Origin of the sequence: Pseudomonas umsongensis, from assembly GCF_012647205.1 — a bacterium.
Taxonomy (GTDB): domain Bacteria; phylum Pseudomonadota; class Gammaproteobacteria; order Pseudomonadales; family Pseudomonadaceae; genus Aquipseudomonas; species Aquipseudomonas umsongensis.
This window is the reverse complement of record NZ_CP051487.1, coordinates 4825475-4840781: the sequence shown is the minus strand read 5'-3', so window position 1 is coordinate 4840781 and position 15307 is coordinate 4825475. Positions and strand designations below refer to the sequence as shown.

General features: G+C 60.9%; 14 protein-coding genes. 7 read left to right on the top strand and 7 right to left on the bottom strand.

Going from position 1 to position 15307, the window contains the following annotated elements; translation table 11 throughout:
• The first annotated feature begins 71 nt into the window (after positions 1 to 71).
• From HGP31_RS21860 to HGP31_RS21850, 3 genes are all read left to right on the top strand, one after another.
• On the top strand, positions 72 to 572 hold the full coding sequence (locus tag HGP31_RS21860) for a sigma-70 family RNA polymerase sigma factor (RefSeq protein ID WP_110749242.1): 501 nt from the start codon (positions 72 to 74) through the stop codon (positions 570 to 572).
• A gap of 40 nt (positions 573 to 612) precedes the next feature.
• A complete protein-coding gene (locus HGP31_RS21855; protein ID WP_168758642.1) occupies positions 613 to 1596 on the top strand; it encodes a FecR family protein in 984 nt (327 codons plus the stop codon).
• A gap of 98 nt (positions 1597 to 1694) precedes the next feature.
• On the top strand, positions 1695 to 4118 hold the full coding sequence (locus tag HGP31_RS21850; RefSeq protein WP_168758640.1) for a TonB-dependent siderophore receptor: 2424 nt from the start codon (positions 1695 to 1697) through the stop codon (positions 4116 to 4118).
• Positions 4119 to 4163: 45 nt separating this feature from the next.
• Here HGP31_RS21850 and HGP31_RS21845 read toward each other — a convergent pair whose 3' ends face one another.
• Positions 4164 to 5315: an MFS transporter gene (locus HGP31_RS21845; protein ID WP_020795531.1), complete on the bottom strand. Its 1152-nt coding sequence runs from the start codon at positions 5313 to 5315 to the stop codon at positions 4164 to 4166.
• Between the two features lie 166 nt (positions 5316 to 5481).
• On the opposite strand from HGP31_RS21845, the gene HGP31_RS21840 reads away from it, so the two are divergent.
• On the top strand, positions 5482 to 6474 hold the full coding sequence (locus tag HGP31_RS21840) for a diaminopimelate epimerase (RefSeq protein WP_042955215.1): 993 nt from the start codon (positions 5482 to 5484) through the stop codon (positions 6472 to 6474).
• Positions 6475 to 6584: 110 nt separating this feature from the next.
• Here HGP31_RS21840 and codA read toward each other — a convergent pair whose 3' ends face one another.
• The 5 genes from codA to HGP31_RS21815 all read right to left on the bottom strand — a co-directional run bounded on the left by codA (position 6585) and on the right by HGP31_RS21815 (position 11166).
• Positions 6585 to 7832 carry a cytosine deaminase gene (codA, locus tag HGP31_RS21835; RefSeq protein ID WP_168758638.1) on the bottom strand — a complete coding sequence of 416 codons (1248 nt, stop codon included), beginning with the start codon at positions 7830 to 7832 and terminating at the stop codon, positions 6585 to 6587.
• A 102-nt stretch (positions 7833 to 7934) separates the two neighbouring features.
• Positions 7935 to 8765 carry an alpha/beta fold hydrolase gene (locus HGP31_RS21830; RefSeq protein ID WP_033044160.1) on the bottom strand — a complete coding sequence of 277 codons (831 nt, stop codon included), beginning with the start codon at positions 8763 to 8765 and terminating at the stop codon, positions 7935 to 7937.
• Positions 8766 to 8848: 83 nt separating this feature from the next.
• A complete protein-coding gene (gene queD / locus HGP31_RS21825) occupies positions 8849 to 9205 on the bottom strand; it encodes a 6-carboxytetrahydropterin synthase QueD (protein ID WP_008056290.1) in 357 nt (118 codons plus the stop codon).
• 75 nt (positions 9206 to 9280) lie between these two features.
• The gene (locus HGP31_RS21820; protein ID WP_020795527.1) at positions 9281 to 10360 is read right to left on the bottom strand and encodes a hypothetical protein; all 1080 of its coding nucleotides are present in this window, start codon (positions 10358 to 10360) and stop codon (positions 9281 to 9283) included.
• Between the two features lie 104 nt (positions 10361 to 10464).
• Positions 10465 to 11166 carry a murein L,D-transpeptidase catalytic domain family protein gene (locus tag HGP31_RS21815; protein WP_020795526.1) on the bottom strand — a complete coding sequence of 234 codons (702 nt, stop codon included), beginning with the start codon at positions 11164 to 11166 and terminating at the stop codon, positions 10465 to 10467.
• An 82-nt stretch (positions 11167 to 11248) separates the two neighbouring features.
• Here HGP31_RS21815 and HGP31_RS21810 point away from each other — a divergent pair, with 82 nt between their 5' ends.
• The 3 genes from HGP31_RS21810 (at position 11249) to HGP31_RS21800 (ending at position 14706) form a co-directional block, all read left to right on the top strand.
• A complete protein-coding gene (locus tag HGP31_RS21810; RefSeq protein ID WP_168758637.1) occupies positions 11249 to 13003 on the top strand; it encodes a L,D-transpeptidase family protein in 1755 nt (584 codons plus the stop codon).
• A gap of 109 nt (positions 13004 to 13112) precedes the next feature.
• A complete protein-coding gene (locus tag HGP31_RS21805) occupies positions 13113 to 13901 on the top strand; it encodes a 6-hydroxymethylpterin diphosphokinase MptE-like protein (RefSeq protein ID WP_020795524.1) in 789 nt (262 codons plus the stop codon).
• Between the two features lie 145 nt (positions 13902 to 14046).
• Positions 14047 to 14706, top strand: a complete 660-nt coding sequence (locus HGP31_RS21800) for a ribonuclease T2 family protein (protein WP_020795523.1) — start codon at positions 14047 to 14049, stop codon at positions 14704 to 14706.
• 7 nt (positions 14707 to 14713) lie between these two features.
• Here HGP31_RS21800 and HGP31_RS21795 read toward each other — a convergent pair whose 3' ends face one another.
• The gene (locus HGP31_RS21795; RefSeq protein ID WP_168758636.1) at positions 14714 to 15184 is read right to left on the bottom strand and encodes a hypothetical protein; all 471 of its coding nucleotides are present in this window, start codon (positions 15182 to 15184) and stop codon (positions 14714 to 14716) included.
• Positions 15185 to 15307: the final 123 nt, after the last annotated feature.

Here is a 15307-nt window from a genome sequence, read left to right as displayed (position 1 = left end):
AGCCGCAAACCGTTGCCTTAGGTTAATAGGAAGCATTACTATTCACGTCCTCGTCTCCACAGCACACCGCAATGACCCCCAAGCTGCCCCGCAGACACGGCTTTTTCGAGCATTACGAAGAGTTGATTGGCACCTGGACCCGTCGCCTGAGAAACCGTCAGCAGGCCGAGGACCTGGCCCACGATACCTTCGTGCGCGTGCTCGAGTCGGATTCGGCGGCGGTGCAGCAACCCCGGGCCTATCTGCACCAGACTGCGCGCAACATCGCGGTGGACGGTTATCGACGTGAGGATCGACGGAGTGCCATGGAGTCAGGGGCAATTGATCTCAGTGTGTCGTCGTCCGGCGACCCGGAGCATTTCATGCAGGCGATCCAGTTGGCCGATTCCATCGAGCGGGCGCTCACCGAGCTGCCGGTCAACTGCCGCAAGGTGTTTGTCTGGCAGAAGATCGAGGGCTTGACCCAGGCTGAAATCGCCGAACGCCTGGGGCTGTCCAGGAACATGGTGGAAAAGTATATGATCCGCACCCTGCGGCATCTGCGCGACCGCCTGGACGGGTTGCAGTCATGATGCGGTGTGGTTATTCATCCCCGGCTCAACAGGAACTTCCATGATGGATACTCGTGATTGTGCGTGCGGGCAAACAACGGTTCGCGATGAAGCGGCGCGCTGGTTTGTGCGTTTGCAGGAGCCCGTCGTCGATGTCGATGCTCATCGCCAATTCGAACGCTGGCTGAATGAACACCCTCAACACCGGGACGAATTCGCGTTGCTCCAGGGCCTGTGGACAGCCGTCGACCTGGTGCCTGCGGCGCGTCTACAGGCGTTGTGCGAAGAAACACCGTCACGCAGCAAACGTCGACCGATATTGCGCTATGCCGTGGCCGCCAGTGTGTTGGCGGTGGCAGTTGGCTTGGGCCTGTCCAACGGGTTGAAGCAACCGTCGCCTTACACGGCCGAGTTTTCCACAGCCCTGGGCGAGCGTCGCCAGGTAGCCTTGCCCGATGGTTCGATGGTCGACCTGGACAGCCGCAGCCGGATTCAGGTGCGCTTCGAAAAGCATCGCCGCGCCATTGAGCTGAGCGAAGGCGAGGCGATGTTCAGCGTCCAGCATGACAGCCGTCGGCCCTTTGTCGTTGATGCGGGAAGTGGCAAGGTCACGGTCACGGGAACCCGCTTCGATGTACGCCGGGGCAGCGCCGAAACTCGGGTCGTGGTGGAGCAGGGCACGGTCAAGGTGCAGGGGCGCAATGCCGCCGCCGATGATTTCATCAGCTTGACCGCGGGTCTCGGTACCCATGTCGATGCCGGGGGCAAGGTCGCTGTGGCCTATCCGGTCAACCCGGCTGAACTGACGGCCTGGCGCAACGGCAAACTGGTGTTCAACAACGCCAGCCTGGCCGATGTCGCCGAGCAGGTCTCGCGTTACCGAGACAAGCCGCTCAAGGTCGGTAATGCCGCAATCGGCAATCTGCGCCTGACCAGCGTGTTCAAGTCCGACAACACCGACGCGTTGCTCAAGGCCTTGCCGAGCATCCTTCCGGTGGCCGTGCGCACGCTCGATGACGGCAGCCAGGAAATAATTTCAAAATAAAATTCAGGTTTTTTTCGAGTTCAGCGTCTTCCTGTTCAACTGCAACTGGTTTGCATTAACAAGCGCACACTTTTGCGATCTTCAGGACTACGTTCGACGTGAAAAAAACCATCGCTAAAAACAACAATTCCCCTTGGTTGCCGCTGGCCCTTGCACTGGCGGTCAACCTGGCGCTGCCCCAGGCATTCGCTGGAGAGGCTATCCGCATCCCGGCGCAACCTTTGGGGCAGGCCCTGAGCCAGTTGGGCCAGCAAACGTCGCTGCAGGTTTTTTTCAGTCCGGAACTGGTGGCCGGCAAACAGGCCCCGGCAGTGGATGGCAATATCGCGCCGGAAGAAGCGCTGCGCCAGTTGCTGCAAGGCAGCGGCCTGCAATACCAGATCAACGAAGGCTCGGTGACGCTGCTACCGGCACCGGCCTCTGCGGCAAACGGCCCGCTGGAACTTGGCGCCACGGACATCAAGGTGGTGGGCGACTGGCTCGGTGATGCCGATGCCGCGGTGGTGCAGAACCACCCCGGCGCCCGTACCGTGATTCGCCGCGAGGCCATGGTCGAGCAAGGCGCGATGAATGTCGGCGACGTATTGAAGCGCGTGCCGGGTGTGCAAGTGCAGGAGGCCAACGGTACCGGTGGCAGTGATATTTCTCTGAACGTCGGTGTTCGCGGGCTGACTTCGCGCCTGTCGCCACGCTCGACCGTGTTGATCGATGGCGTGCCAGCGGCCTTCGCCCCCTATGGCCAGCCGCAGTTGTCCATGGCGCCGATTTCCTCTGGTAACCTCGACAGCATCGACGTGGTACGCGGCGCCGGCTCCGTGCGTTATGGGCCGCAGAACGTGGGTGGGGTGATCAACTTCGTGACCCGTGCGATCCCGGAACAAGCCTCGGCTGAAATCGGCAGCACCCTGGAAACCTCCCAACACGGTGGCTGGAAGCACATCGATACGCTGTTCGCCGGCGGCACCGCCGACAACGGCATGGGCGTGGCGCTGTTGTATTCCGGGGTCAACGGCAACGGTTATCGCAAAAGCAACAATGGCAATGACATCGACGACGTGATTCTCAAGACGCACTGGGCGCCGACCGATGTGGATGACTTCAGCCTCAACTTCCACTATTACGATGCCAAGGCCGACATGCCCGGCGGCCTGACCCAGGCCCAGTATGACGCCGACCCGTTCCAGTCCGACCGCGACCACGACAACTTCAGCGGCCGCCGCAAGGACGTGTCGTTCAAGTGGATTCGTCAACTCGACGACCGCACCCAGGCCGAAGTGCTGACCTACTACTCCGACAGTTTTCGTGGCAGCAACATCGCCGCTCGCGACCAGAAGACCCTGGGTTCGTTTCCGCGCACCTATTACACCTATGGCATCGAACCGCGTGTGTCCCACGTGTTCGACGTCGGTCAGACGACCCAGGAAGTCAGCGTCGGTTATCGCTACCTGAAAGAAGGCATGCACGAAGAAGCCAGCCGCCTGGCGCTGGTCAACAACGAGCCGGTCGTGCGTCCGGGGTCGGATGGCCATGTGTACCAGGACCGTACCGGGGGGACTGAAGCCCACGCGATGTATGTCGACAACAAAATCGATGTCGGCAACTGGACTGTCACCCCAGGTGTGCGTTTCGAACACATCCAGACCGAGTGGCATGATCGCCCGGTGCTCGACACCGCGGGCAAGCCAGTGCAGGAAAAACGCCGCAGCATCGAGAGTAACGAGCCGCTGCCGGCGCTGAGCGTGATGTATCACATGTCTGATGCCTGGAAACTGTTCGCCAACTACGAAACCTCGTTCGGCTCCCTGCAGTATTTTCAGCTCGGCCAGGGTGGCGCAGGTGACGAAACGGCCAATGGCCTGGAACCGGAAAAGGCCAAGACCTACGAGCTCGGTACGCGCTACAACGATGAGGTGTGGGGCGGTGAAGTGACGCTGTTCTACATCGACTTCGATAAAGAGCTGCAATACATCAGCAACGATGCGGGCTGGACCAACCTCGGCGCTACCACGCACCGGGGCATCGAGGCATCGGTGCACTACGACATGGCGGCGCTGGACCCACGGCTGGCCGGTCTTACCGCCAATGCCGGCTACACCTACACCCGCGCCGTCTATGAAGGAGATATTCCGGACTTCAAGGGGCGTGACCTGCCGTTCTACTCGCGCCAGGTAGCAACCGCTGGCCTGCGCTACGACATCAATCGCTGGACCTACAACCTGGATGCCTTCGCCCAGTCCAAGCAACGCTCCCCCGGCGTGGCGGTGAATGCTGACGGCAGCTTCAGCAACAACTACATCACCGAAGGCACGGCGGATGGGCAGTACGGCGACATTCCGGGCTACGTCACCTGGAACGTGCGCGCCGGCTATGATTTCGGTCCGCAGGTGTCGAACCTGAAGCTGGGGGCCGGGGTGAAAAACATCTTCGACAAGCAGTACTTCACCCGCTCCAGCGACAACAACGCGGGCATGTACGTCGGCACGCCGCGCACGTTCTTCGTGCAGGCCAGCGTCGGGTTCTGAGAGACCGGGGTCGGAACGCCGCCGGGTGGCGTTCCGACGATGCTTTTAAACCTTCAACACTCTCCCGCCAATCGCCACCGCCAGCAGCAACAGCGCCATCAAGCCGAAGGCAAAACTCAAGCTGGCGGCATGGGCGACAAATCCGATCACCGCAGGCCCTGCGAGTATCCCCGCGTAACCCAGGGTGGTAATGGCCGGCACGGCGATGCTTTGCGGCATCACGGTCTGCTTGCCCACCGCGGTATACAGCACTGGGACGATGTTCGAGCATCCGGCTCCCAGCAGCGCATAGCCCGCCAGCGCCGCTTCCCAGCTGGGGGCGAACGTGGCCAGCAACAGACCGGCCGCCGCCGCCGCCCCACCGAAGACAATGACCCGCGTTGCGCCCAGGCGACGCACGATGGCGTCACCGGTCAACCGGCCCACCGTCATGGTCAGTGCGAAAGCCGCGTAACCCAGGCCGGCGTAGGCCTTGTCGATGCCGCGTTCCTGCACCAGGAACACCGCGCTCCAGTCCAGGGCGGCACCTTCGGCGAGGAACACGATGAAACACATCCCGCCGATAAACAGCACGATACCGTGGGGAACAGCGAAGGCCGGCCCCGAACTTTCGCTGCCATAGGGCAGCATGTGCGGGGCAGCCTTGAGCAGTGCGACCAGCAGCAACACGATGACCACCAGCATCGCCCCCAGTGGCGCAAGCCCCAGGCCGAGCAGCGCACTGACGCCCGCCGCGCCGACGATTCCGCCCAGGCTGAACAACCCGTGAAACCCCGACATCATGTTTTTGCCACTGGCGCGCTCGACGATCACCGCCTGCAGGTTCACCGTCGAATCGACGGTGCCCAGGCCCGCGCCGAACATGAACAATGCGCCGATCAAGGCCGGAATCGACGATACCGTGGCCAGCAAAGGCAACGCCGCACAGATCAGCAAGGTGCCACCGGTCGCCACTTTGCGGCACCCGAAGCGCGTGGCCAGGATTCCAGCTATAGGCATCGCCAGAATCGAGCCCACACCGAGGCACAGCAGCAACAAACCCAGGGTGCCTTCGTCCAGCCCGGCCCGCGCCTTGGCATAGGGCACCAGCGGCGCCCACGCGGCGATGCCGAACCCGGCGATGAAAAAGGCGACGCGCGTGGACATCTGTTCCAGGCGCCCTGGCACGAATGAGGTCTGGGTGTTGAGGTTGGTCATATCAATCCTTGGAAAAATCGTCGCGTCTGCAACTGACAGTGATCAGGCCCCGAGGGTTCGCTCAGCGTCCGTGATCTGGCACGCCCACAGGCTGACATCCTTGCACAGCCAGACGGTGTTTCGCGATATGTTGTGCCAGAACCAGATGTCCAACAGGGAGGGCGCCATGGCGCGGATGTACGATGCACGGGGCAATATCTACAACGTGGTGGCGCCCGAGGCGCTGCGCCAGCAGGGCATCGACGTGCCCGATCAGGCAGACCGCGCCGCTCAAACTCGCGAAGACTGGGCGCTGGCCGCCATCGAAGCGTGCTGTGCCTGGGCGCCCGGCACGCAACCGCCGGGCAGCAAGGATCATTGCAGCGACGGTTTGCTGGTCGGGCCGTTTCAGTCATCGCCGCCCTTTGACCTGTTGATCGTCAACACCGACGGCACACTGGCCGAGCGCAGCGGCAACGGGCTGACGATTTTTTCCCAGGCGTTGAGCGATCAGGGACTGTTTCCGAGCGATGAAGCCTGCGTACTCAGGGTACATCACGACAAATCCGACACACCCTCGCCGGGGCAAACATCGGTGAAAGCCGCGCAAGTCGAGGGTGCGCAGGGTTTCTGGCTAGACCTGGGCCAGCCTGGCTTCGGGCCATCGGCGGTCAGTGCCGTTGACGTTGAAGCTGTGCAGTTGAACGGCCGTGAGCTCAGCCACGTGCGTCAGTTGTCAGCACTTAATGGCGCCTGGTCGCGCAGTCAGTTTGCCAGGGTCGGCAATCCGCATTGCGTGACGCTGGTGGACAGTGCCGAGGCCTTGCCGGGCAATGAGCAGATGAGGCAATCGCCATTGGCCGAGGGACTGATGCGGATCGCCTATGCGATGCCTGCAGGTGCAGGTAAACCCTGTCCGGCAGGGATTAATCTGCAATGGGCGATGCGTGAGTCCGAAGGTCATGTTGTCGCGCGGGTGTTCGAGCGCGGGGAAGGGCCGACGGCGTCCTCGGGGACGAGTGCGTCGGCGGTGGCGTGTGCGGCGTGGCGGGTAGGTTGGGTGAGTGCCGGCGAGGTGAAAGTGGTAATGCCGGGTGGTACGGCGCCGATTTTGCTGGAAGAGGAGCAGGGGGAGCTGAGTCGGGTCAGCCTGTTTGGTACGGCTCGATTAGTGAGGTGAATTTGAGATCGCCTTCGCGAGCAGGCTCGCTCCCACAGTAGTTTTTTGTCGTTCACAAAACTGTGGGAGCGAGCCTGCTCGCGAAGGGGTCAGTCCAATCACAGCAACCTTCAGATCTGCTCGCTGGAGAACTCCACCACCGGCATCGTGCGCTTCATCAATACCTTGCCGCCGCGTACCGAATACAGCGGCAAGCCCTGGCTGCGGATCACCTCGTAATCGCTTTCCGCCGAGAGGATCAGCAGATTCGCCGGCCGTCCGGGTTCGAGCCCGTAGCGCTCACCCAGGGCCATGGCCTTGGCGCTGTTGACGGTGACCAGGTCCAGGGCGTTTTGCAGGTTGCGATACCCGAGCATGTGGCAGATATGCAGGCCGGCGTCGAGCACCCGCAGGATGTTACCGTTGCCCAGCGGGTACCAGGGGTCGACGATCGAGTCCTGGCCGAAACATACGTTCATGCCGGCTTCCAGCAGTTCGTTGACCCGGGTCACGCCCCGGCGTTTCGGGAAATTGTCGAAACGTCCTTGCAGGTGAATGCTTTCGGTAGGGCAGGAGACAAAGCTGATCCCTGCGTGCCCAAGCAGGCGAAACAGCTTGGCGCAGTAGGCGTTGTCGTACGAGCCCATGGCCGTGGTATGGCTGGCGGTGACCCGCGAGCCCATGTCGCGGCTGCGGGCTTCTTCGGCCAGCACTTCAAGGAAGCGTGACTGCGGGTCGTCGGTTTCATCGCAATGCACGTCCACCAGGCAGCCCGTGCGCTCGGCCAGGTCCATGAGGAACTTCACCGAGCTGACGCCCTGGTCGCGGGTGTACTCGAAGTGCGGAATGCCGCCTACCACGTCGGCACCCATGCGGATGGCTTCTTCCATCAGCTCGCGGCCATTGCGGTATGACTCGATACCTTCCTGGGGGAATGCGACGATCTGCATGTCGACCAGATGCCGGCTTTCTTCGCGCACCTCGAGCATGGCCTTGAGCGCCGTGAGCTGCGGGTCGGTGACGTCGACGTGGGTGCGCACGTGCTGGATACCATGGGCGGCAAGAGCCTGGAGGGTTTTCCTGGCGCGGACCCTGGTGTCTTCTTCGGTGATGGTGACCTTGCGCTCACCCCAGCACTCAATGCCTTCGAACAGCGTGCCGCTCATGTTCCAGCGCGGCTCGCCAGCGGTCAGGGTGGCGTCGAGGTGGATGTGCGGCTCGACGAAGGGCGGCACCACCAGGTTGCCACCGGCGTCCAGATCGTCGGGGCCCAGGGTCGGCGCTTCGGTCTGCCGGGCGATGTTGCTGATCAGGCCGTTTTCCAGGTGCAGCTCATGCAGGCCTTCCTGGTTGCGCAGCCGGGCGTTGATGATGTGCATCGGGCAGATCCTTTCAGAGAACCGTTTGGACAATAGCTCTACGTTAGCTCGGCAGCGGCGAATGCCGCCAGTGGTCTTTTCGCGGATGTACACTCTCTACTGTCAGGCCGTCATATCCAGCGGCAAAAAACGCATCAGCGCAGCGACAACGGCTTCAGGCGCATCCTCCTGCACCAGATGCCCGGCGTTGGCCACCGCATGAAACTGCGCTCCAGGTATCATCTGCTGCAAGGCACGCCCGCGATCGATGGGAATCCATTGGTCGTCCTTTCCCCAGAGAATCTGCACTGGGCAGCGAATCGTCGGGTACAGCCCCTCGGCCTCGCGGGTGTAGCGTTCGTCCATTTGCGCGATCTGCCGATAGAATCCCGCTTGCCCAGGATCACCCAACCACGGTTGCACGTAGGGTGCGAGTTCATCATCCGGGATGTCTCGCTTGATTGCCCCGCGAATATAAGCCGCCACGATGGCTCGCTGGATATAGTCCGGCACACCACTGAAAGCGGCTTCGTACTGACGGACATGCTGCACGAACGGCGACCCCCAGGGCGTTAGCGCCACCGGATCGATCAATGTCAGGCTGCGGTAATCCTTGCCGTTGAGCAAATGGCTGCGCAGGGCGGTTGCCCCGCCAAAGTCGTGGGCCACCACATCCGGGCGGTCCAGGCCCCAGTGTTCCAGCAATTGGGCCAACAGTTGGTTTTGTACTCCCAGGGAAACATCGCCATCGACCTTTTCCGATTGCCCGTAGCCCAGCAAGTCGAAGTAGTACACCCGGTGGGTGGCGATGAAGTGCGGCGCAATCCGATGCCAGACAAACGAAGAGAAGGGCGTGCCGTGCACGAACACCAGCGGCGGTCCATCGCCGCGCACGGCGTAGCGAACGTTATGCCCATTGAAACGATAGCTTTGAGCCAGCGGCCAGTCAGTCATTTGCGTGTCCTCTTGGCGGATGCAAGGGCAAAGCATAGGCATAAAAAAACCACCGGTCTCGGTGGTTTTTTTGATCGAATGGCTCACTCGCCGCGATAGATGCACCCACTGGTGCAGGTCTCGTGAATCCGGATGGCGCTCAATTCCGGCAGCAGCGGCTTGAGTTCAGCCCAGATGAATTTGGCCAGCACTTCACTGGTCGGATTCTCCAGGCCAGGAATATCGTTCAGGTAGTTGTGGTCCAGACGCTCGTACAACGGCTTGAAGATCGCCTTGATTTCCGAGAAATCACGAATCCAGCCAGTATGCGGGTCGAGGTCGCCACTGAGGTGAATCGCCACTTTGAACGAGTGACCGTGCAGGCGGCCGCACTTGTGGCCGTCCGGGACGTGAGGCAGGCGGTGGGCGGATTCGAAGGTAAATTCTTTGAAGATTTCCACAGTGGTTTCAGCTCTGTTCAGGTGGCGATCGCCGCGGCGATGTGGGCAGATGGCGAGTTTAACAGCTTGTCCTGACTAAAGGGTCAGCAAGCGTTCGGCGAGATGACCGTTGGCCGTCAGTTCGAGAAACTCGTCGCCCAGGCGGCGGCTTTCCTCCATCGTCGTGCGCCAGTATTTCTGGCGGCTCGGGGCGTCGCCCATGAAGCGCTTGAAGTCATTACGATCCGGCAATTTGCCATAAGGCAGGCGCGCCAGGTATTCCTTCGATGGTGCCAGCAACACCACATCCTGCAAGCGCGCAGGGCAGGCGCGGCGCCACGGCAAGGTCTTGTCGAACCAACCGGGAATCACCCGGTCGGTGAAGTGCGGATACAGCACGATGTCATTGCCGCTGTAGGGCAGGTCCAGGTGATAGTCCAGCAGGCCGCCATCGCGGAACGTGCCCGCACCAGCGCCTGGCAGGTGGCGAACGCCTTCCATCACCATCGGGATCGAACCCGAGGCCAGCAGGGCCTGGCGTAGATTGGAGGTGTCCAGTGCGACGAAGCGCGACGGGAAGTCGTTCAGCGCGTTAACCGGTGGTGCCAGGCGCGGGTCGTGGATGATCAGCCGTTCGAAGTGCCGGGCCAGCCGCGCACGACCGCGCAGGTTATCGGCGATCACCGACGACAAGCCCAATCCCAGGCGGCCACGGTGGTCGTCCGCGAGCAAGCCGTGACTTTTGACTACCATGATGTTCAAGCGATAGTAGGGGTTGTCGAGCAGGGTCGCGTCACGACCATCGAGCAGATCATCGAGCATGCGCCGCGAGCTTTGGCTGATCTGCGCCATGGTTACGCCTTTGGCGAAGTTTTGTTCGGTATAGAGGTGGCCAAGGCGCCGCAAGCCTTCGGCAGCATCCGGCAGGCAGGCGCTGGCAAAGCGCCACGAGCCCACCGATGCGCCGATCAACGAGCGCTCGCGCGGTGCCGCCGGCAGCCATTCGCCGAACAATGCCAGGTCCAGCCCCTGAATCCCCAGGGCTTTGGGCCCGCCAGCCGCGCCGGGTAGCGTGCCAACATCCGCAGCGCTCAAGCCACGCTCGCGAATGCGCGCCAGCGCCCTGGCGCCGGCCTTGAGGGTCAGGGAGGGGAACTTGATATGGATAGCGGTCATACCGGTCTCGAATGCGGGCGAACGAGCGGATTATAAGCGTGTAGGTGACGCAATTTCCGTGATGCAATGTCCGCCTTTAGTAGATACCCGCTTCAGCAGTCGGTTTACTGGCGTGACGTGACCTTGTCCGACGAGGCCACCGTGCCGCTGCCGCAATTGATGTAAGAAGAGGATTTCAGCCAGCGCTGGTCCGGGTAGTAGGAAAACAACAGCTGCCCATCTTTCATCGAGTCGATCAGGCGGTGAGCGATGGCCGGCCTGACCGCCGGGCAGCCGAGGCTCCTGCCGATCCGGCCGTTGGCGCGGGCCAGCACCGGGCTGACATAGGGCGCGCCGTGAATGACGATTGCCCGGTCGAAAGCGTTATCGTTGAAGCCAGGCTCCAGGCCTTCCATGCGCAACGAATAACCGTTCTGGCCGACATAACTCTGTTGGGTACGGTACAGGCCCAGGCTGGTTGCGAAACTTTCGTTCTGGTTGGAGAACTGGGTCGCCATGTTTTCGCCGCTGTTACGGCCATGGGCAACCAGTTCGTGGAACAGCAGCTTGCGTTTTTTCAGGTCGAACACCCACAGGCGCTGTTCGGTAGAAGGCAGGGAATAATCGATCACTGCTAGTCTCTGTGCCGGTGCTGCACCTTGGGCACGGGTACACTGTGTTGCGCGAACCGCCAGGGCAATGACCTTGGCATTGGCGTTTGGAGCAGCTTTGGCCAGCGCGACTTCGAGCGAATCGGCGTAGGCTGATGGAAGGATAGCCGACGTCAGCAACAGGGCTGTCAGGAAGCCAAAGCGATGTAGCGCCATAAAAATGTCTCATCAGGAATATGTCGAGTCTAGCAGCGAGTTGAACGCTAGCCCTTTGATTACAGGCGATTAAGGATTATCCATGGGTCAATTAACAAGGTTATTCGTCATAAGCCGCGTATTTTTTATGGTCTTTCTGATCAGCGGCACTGCTGTGGGTGAAACTTCGCCGATCGTGCCGGTATCTCCGGCGTCAGTGAGTGTGCTCGGTGCGGCACCCGATGACGAAATCGGCCAGGCGATCCAGGCGCAGCTCGAACCCTTGCAATCGGCATTTCCTCCGCTGCTGACCTCACGCAAACATCAACGGGTGGATGTGGCCCGGGTGGTGCTGGATTTTTATTCGCACCGCAATTTCCGCGCCGCGTGGATGAACGGGCGAGATGTCAGCCAGTTGCTCAAGGGCCTGGATGATACCCAGGCCGATGGCTTGGTTCCTGCCGATTATCGGGCCGGCGAGCTGGCCCAGGCGCAACTGGCGTTGCAGGCCACGGCGCCAACCCCGGCGCAATGGGCGGCTTTCGATATTGCGGCGACCCGCACGTACGTCACGGCGTTGCTGCAGTTGCGCCGGGGCAAGGTTGACCCGGCACGCCTGGATTTTCATTGGAACTTCGAACCCGAGGGCATCGATCCTCGCGAAGACATGAACACCTTCTTCACCGCCCTGGATGATCACGACGTGGCTCGTGCGTTCGCCCAAGCGCCGCCCCAGGAAGCCGTTTATCGCCGCCTGCGCGAGAGCCTTGCGCAATTGCGCAAGGTCCGCGATGCCGGTGGTTGGCCGAAAGTCGCCGAAGGGCAGTCGCTCAAGCCCGGCATGGACAATGCTGCTGTCAAGCAGTTGCGCGCGCGCCTGGTGGCCGCCGGGTACCTGGACCCGCAAAAGTCCAAGCGTACCGATTACGACGACAGTGTCATTGCCGCAGTGAAGAAATATCAGCTTGAACAATACCTTGGCGCAGATGGCGTGGCGGGCGCGGGAACCCTGGCGGCGCTGAATGTACCGGTCGAGGCGCGAATCGACCAGGTGCGGGTGAACATGGAGCGGGCGCGCTGGTTGCTCTATAAGCTGCAAGGCACTTTTGTCATCGTCGATATCGCTGGCTACAAGGTCGCCCTGTACCGCGACGGTCAGCCGATCTGGCGTTCCCGGGTGCAGGTCGGCAAACCGTTTCGCAGCACGCCGGTGTTCCAGTCCGAAATCACCTACGTCACCTTCAACCCCACCTGGACCGTTCCGCCAACGATTCTCGTCAAGGATATGTTGCCCAAGATCCAGCAGAATCCGGGTTACCTGGCGGCCAACCGGATTCGCGCCCTGGATCGGCAAGGCAATACGCTCGACCCGTCGACCGTCGACTGGTCCAATGCGCGCGGCATCACCCTGCGCCAGGACGCCGGCCCGGATAACTCGCTCGGGCAGGTGGTGATCCGGTTCCCCAACGACTATGCGATCTACCTCCACGATACCCCGCACCGCGAGCTGTTCTCCAAATCCATGCGTGCCACCAGCTCCGGTTGCATCCGGGTGGAGAATCCATTGCAGCTGGTTGAACTGCTGTTCAACGACCCTGTGCGCTGGAACGCGGCGGGTATTCAAAGGCAACTGGCCAACGGCAAGACTCAAAACATCAAGCTTCCCGTCAAGGTGCCCGTGCTGCTGGCCTATTGGACAGTGGATCTGAATAGCGACGGACGGGTGACGTTCAAACCGGACGTTTACGGTTACGATTCGCCAGTGCTTCGACTCTTGAACCAGCCTTCCAAGTTGCCTGCCCTGGAGTTGCAACGAGCAGAGCCGTCACTGGTCGTTACGGGTCAAGACACGCTGTAGCCCTGGCGCCTTGTCGAGAAGCCAGGCCGGGGGGACCCATTGAGAACCATGGACATGAAAATGGGTCACAGTTGATCAGTAAATAGGGATAGGGATAGGGATATTGACGATGGATGTTGCCGACAAAAAAACGACACTCATTTCCCGGGCGCTTCGGGTGCACGACCTGGATGAGTGTCGCAACATTCAAAAGGGGCCCGTGTTCATCGTGGCGTCGGGTAAATCGGCCAAGGATTTCCCGTTGCACAAGTATGCTGGCGTTCCAATGATCAGCATGAACGGTGCCATTTCGAAATTCACGGGTACAGGTATCAAGCCGTACTTTTATGTGTGTACCGACCAGGGTTTTTCCGAGCAGCAGCCGGAATTGTTCACCGAGGCCATGCGCATCAGCGAGCGGGTTGCGCTGTGGGAAAAACATGTCTGGCACACCTCGCTTAAGCCCCAAGGCAAGCTGTACTTGCTGAGCCGGGCACCCAGATTGGTGTGGAGTGATTTTTTCAGGGCTGACAAAGACCTCGTCAGGGTCCGCAAGCTAGGCAGGGGGCGGAGTAAAACCCTGGGTTTCAGCAAGAACCTCAAGCGCGGTTTTTTTGACGCGCGTACCGTCGCCTACCTGGCGCTGCAGCTTGCCTATCACCTGGGATTCAACCGGGTGTTCCTGGTGGGAGTCGACCTGGACCCGACAGCGGGGCGCTTCTATGAAGTCCCAGGCAAATTCGTTTCTCCCTGCGTGCTCGACGACCATTTTCAGACGAGAATCCTGCCGTCGTTCGAGATCTTGTCGAAGCAAGTCATCAACGAGGATTTTCAGGTCTACAACTTGTCCGACGTCTCGAAAATTCCATCGCGATTGATTCCTCGGATGACCCTGGAAGAGCTCGACAGGTTGCTCTGACGGATTGTTCGTCTGCACGACATCAAACATTTCGAATGACTCTCGTGGTGGAACGCGTTCGTGGCTGTGCCAAAGTATCGGCTTTTGACCGGCCCAATGTCGGTCGGTGTTATTTGCACTGAAGTCACCCCGAAGGAACGTGCCGATGAAAAGACTTTACGCCGCGGTCGCGCTGATCGTGTTGACGTTCGCCAGCGTGGGCCCGAGCAGCGCCCGGGATTCAGGGGGCGCCAGGCCGCAATCCGTGGCGGGGGTGTTCGACTACTATCTGTTGGTGCTGTCCTGGTCACCTACCTACTGCCTGACCCATCGTGACGACGCGCAATGTTCCGGCAAAGGCTATGGCTTTGTACTTCACGGCCTCTGGCCGCAATACGCCCGGGGTGGTTGGCCGAAGTCCTGCGCGCCGAGGGTGAAGCTCTCGCCAGAGGAGCGGGCGAAGGGCTTGATGCTGTTCCCGACCAACAAGCTGCTCGAGCACGAATGGGCCAAGCACGGCACATGCAGCGGCCTCGGCGCCATCGGTTACCTGGAGGCCTCCGACAAGGCCTTGGGCGCGGTCAGGATTCCCGAGCAACTGCAACCCTTGAATAACACGCTTTATTTTTCAGCCCGGGACATTGAGCAGATGTTTCGCCAGAGCAATCCGGGGTTGCCGGGGGATGGCATTGCGGTGATCTGCAACGGGCCGCAGTTGTCGGAGGTTCGGGTCTGCATGGACAAGGACCTGGCGTTCGCGTCTTGTGGCACAGGAGTGAAGACACGATGCCGCGCCGGGGATATCCGGGTTCCACCTTTGCGGTGATGGTGCTTCACCCGAGCTCCAGTCCTGCCTGGACCACCGACAGCAGATTGTTTTCGGTCAGTGCGACCGCATCCGGTTGCGCTACGGCGTGTTCGATTACTTGTAGCCACCAATGTGTTGCGCCGTGTTCGTCCACGGTGCGCAACAGGGCCAGTTCGTTGCCTTTGCAGTGAATTTCGACCCGCCCCTCGCCATCCGCCGTGAAGCGCGCAACGGGATCGAGCGTGATGCTGTGGTGATTGCCGGTGATCACCAACTGGTCGATGGCATAGTCGAAGGTGTCGCCCTGCGGGTGGCTCTCGAACACGTGAGTGGGGTTGCGCCGCAAGACCAGGCCGGCCTCGGTCAATGGCTGTAACCAGGCCTCGATCCGGTGATACAGCTCGTAGACCTGGCCCGGCCAACTGTCGATCGCCTGATCGATGCCGGAGGGGCGGGTCTGTTTCAGTTTTACGGCCAGCTCGTCTGCCTTGCTCATTTCATTTCCCTGTCGTGGTGTAACACTCATCGTAGCTCCTTGATGGTGATGTGGCAGTTGTCCTGCGTCATGTCGCTGACGGTTTCCAGGGGGTGGTTAAACATTTGGTATCTGCTGCGCTTT

Bases quoted from the DNA above. Each gene is read 5' to 3' on its own strand.
- HGP31_RS21860 (WP_110749242.1), top strand. From the start codon at position 72: ATGACCCCCAAGCTGCCCCGCAGACACGGCTTTTTCGAGCATTACGAA.
- HGP31_RS21855 (WP_168758642.1), top strand. From the start codon at position 613: ATGATGGATACTCGTGATTGTGCGTGCGGGCAAACAACGGTTCGCGAT.
- HGP31_RS21840 (WP_042955215.1), top strand. From the start codon at position 5,482: ATGGCGCGGATGTACGATGCACGGGGCAATATCTACAACGTGGTGGCG.
- codA (WP_168758638.1), bottom strand. From the start codon at position 7,832: ATGCACATCATCAACGCCCGGCTGCGCAACCAGGAAGGCCTGCATGAG.
- HGP31_RS21815 (WP_020795526.1), bottom strand. From the start codon at position 11,166: ATGGCGCTACATCGCTTTGGCTTCCTGACAGCCCTGTTGCTGACGTCG.
- HGP31_RS21810 (WP_168758637.1), top strand. From the start codon at position 11,249: ATGGGTCAATTAACAAGGTTATTCGTCATAAGCCGCGTATTTTTTATG.
- HGP31_RS21830 (WP_033044160.1), bottom strand. From the start codon at position 8,765: ATGACTGACTGGCCGCTGGCTCAAAGCTATCGTTTCAATGGGCATAAC.
- HGP31_RS21800 (WP_020795523.1), top strand. From the start codon at position 14,047: ATGAAAAGACTTTACGCCGCGGTCGCGCTGATCGTGTTGACGTTCGCC.
- HGP31_RS21845 (WP_020795531.1), bottom strand. From the start codon at position 5,315: ATGACCAACCTCAACACCCAGACCTCATTCGTGCCAGGGCGCCTGGAA.
- HGP31_RS21795 (WP_168758636.1), bottom strand. From the start codon at position 15,184: ATGAGCAAGGCAGACGAGCTGGCCGTAAAACTGAAACAGACCCGCCCC.
- HGP31_RS21820 (WP_020795527.1), bottom strand. From the start codon at position 10,360: ATGACCGCTATCCATATCAAGTTCCCCTCCCTGACCCTCAAGGCCGGC.
- HGP31_RS21805 (WP_020795524.1), top strand. From the start codon at position 13,113: ATGGATGTTGCCGACAAAAAAACGACACTCATTTCCCGGGCGCTTCGG.